The sequence below is a fragment of the Rhodococcus sp. ENV425 genome, assembly GCF_002887785.1.
GTDB lineage: Bacteria > Actinomycetota > Actinomycetes > Mycobacteriales > Mycobacteriaceae > Rhodococcus > Rhodococcus aetherivorans.
In genome coordinates this window covers 199-2,090 of record NZ_PCZU01000306.1, presented here as the reverse complement: position 1 = coordinate 2,090, position 1,892 = coordinate 199, and the positions used below count along the sequence as shown (strand labels likewise).

1 protein-coding gene is annotated in these 1,892 nt (G+C 76.4%); it reads left to right on the top strand.

Annotation, left to right across the window (positions count from 1 at the left end):
- The coding region (locus tag CQZ88_RS28825; protein WP_258008870.1) for an ATP-binding protein at positions 1 to 1,892 on the top strand (1,892 nt) is incomplete at both ends.

Genomic DNA, 1,892 nt, shown 5'->3' with positions numbered 1-1,892 from the left:
CGGCTTCACCGCCGCGGCCGCGGTGAGCGAGGACATCGAGATCCGTTCGCGGTCCGGCTCGATCCGCTTCTCCGCCGCGCACACCCGGGACGCGCTGGCCGACCGCGGCGTGCCCGCCCCGGAGTCCGGCATCCCGGTGCTGCGTCTCGCGTGGCCCGCGTCCATGCCGCCGGCGCCCGGCTGGGACACCGAGGTGGTGCTGCGGCTGCGTCCCGGGATCGACGCGGAGACGCTGCTCGACGGGTTCGCCGCGGAGGCCGTCGACCTGCTCCTCGAGCTGCCCGCACTGGCCGCCGTCACGGTGGGCGGCCGCGAGCTCACCCGCACCTGCACCGAAGCCGAGTCCGGACTGCGCGTCGTCGCCGTCGGCGAGCGGACCTGGTGGGAGTACGCCGGGCCCCACGCCCGCTGGCTCGTTCCCGTCGTGGACGGGGTGGCGGTGCCGGTGCCGCAGGACGTGCTGCGGGCTCCCACCCGCTCCGACGAGGAACTCTCGTTGCCCGCGCTGGTGATCGCCGACGTGCCGATGCAGCCCGACCGGCGCCGCCTGCTCCCCGGCGCCCCGGTGGCCGGCCTCGCGCGCGGCTACGCCGGCTTCGTCGCGGCGCTGCCGCCGCGGCAGCGGCCGGCGATGGTTCCGGTTCCCGGCTTCGCGCGCAGCGAGGTCGACGCGCTGCTGCGTGAGGCCGTGCTGCAGGAGTTGCGCGCGCATCCGTGGCTGCCCCCGGCCGGCGGTGGCGACGATCTGGTCCCGGACCGGGCCACCGCGCTGACCGGTCTCACCGACGAGCTCGCCACCGTCCTCGCCGACGTCGTGCCCGGCCTGATCCGGCCCGATCTGTGCGGGCCGCGGTACGCTGCGGCGCTCGGCGCCGTCGACGTGCACCGCCTCGGGCCGGCGCGGATCGCCGAGCTGCTCGCCGGGGTCGAGCGCGAGCCTGCGTGGTGGTACCGGCTGTACGAGGCGCTCACCCCGCTGGTCGTCGACTCGGTGGTGGCCGAGGAACTCGCCGCGATCCCGGTGCCGCTGTCGGACGGCCGCACCGTCACCGGGCCGCGGACCGCCGTGCTGGGCACGGACGTCGGGCATCTGCGCATGCCGTGGGTGCGCCTCGTGCACCCCGACGCCGCGCATCCCCTGCTGACCCGGCTCGGCGCCGGCACGGTCACGGCGGTGGATCTGCTCGCGGACCCGGCGCTGCTCGCGGCGGTCGAGGACGTCGACGTCGACGACCACGAGGCGACGGCCGAGCTCGCCGAGGTCGTGCTCCGGCTGGCGGCGCAGGTACCGGCCGAGGCGGTGCCCCGAGAGCTGGGGGCGCTGCTCCTACCCGATGCCGACGGCGAACTCGTGCCCGCCGACGAGCTGTTGCTGCCGGGGGCGCCCCTCGCGGATGTGCTGGTCGAGGACGCGCCCTTCGCCACCCTCGATCCGCAGGTGGCGGAGCAGTACGACGCCGAGGCGCTGCGGGCCGTCGGCGTCGGATGGGGTTTCACGGTGCTGCGTGCCGAGCTGCCCACCGGTCCCGATCACGACCTGCCCGACGAGGAGCAGTGGTGGGGAACCCTCGACGAGGACCCCGAGTCGCTCGTGGCGGTGCGCGACCTCGACCTCGTCGACGACGCCCGCTGGGATCGGGCCCTGTCGCTCCTCGTCGCCGAACCCGGCACGGCTGCGGCCCTCGGCGACCGGCGCGGCTACACCGCCTGGTGGCTGCGCACCTACGCGTCGCTGGGCGGCCGGACCCTCGGGCACCTGCGCGCCCCCGACGACGAGGCATTCGCCGGTCTGCTCGACCCCTGCCCGCACCCGGACGCGGACCGTCTGCGGCCGTGCCTGGCCGCGACGGGCGTCGAGAGCACGGAGACGGCCGCGCTGCTTCTCGACCGCC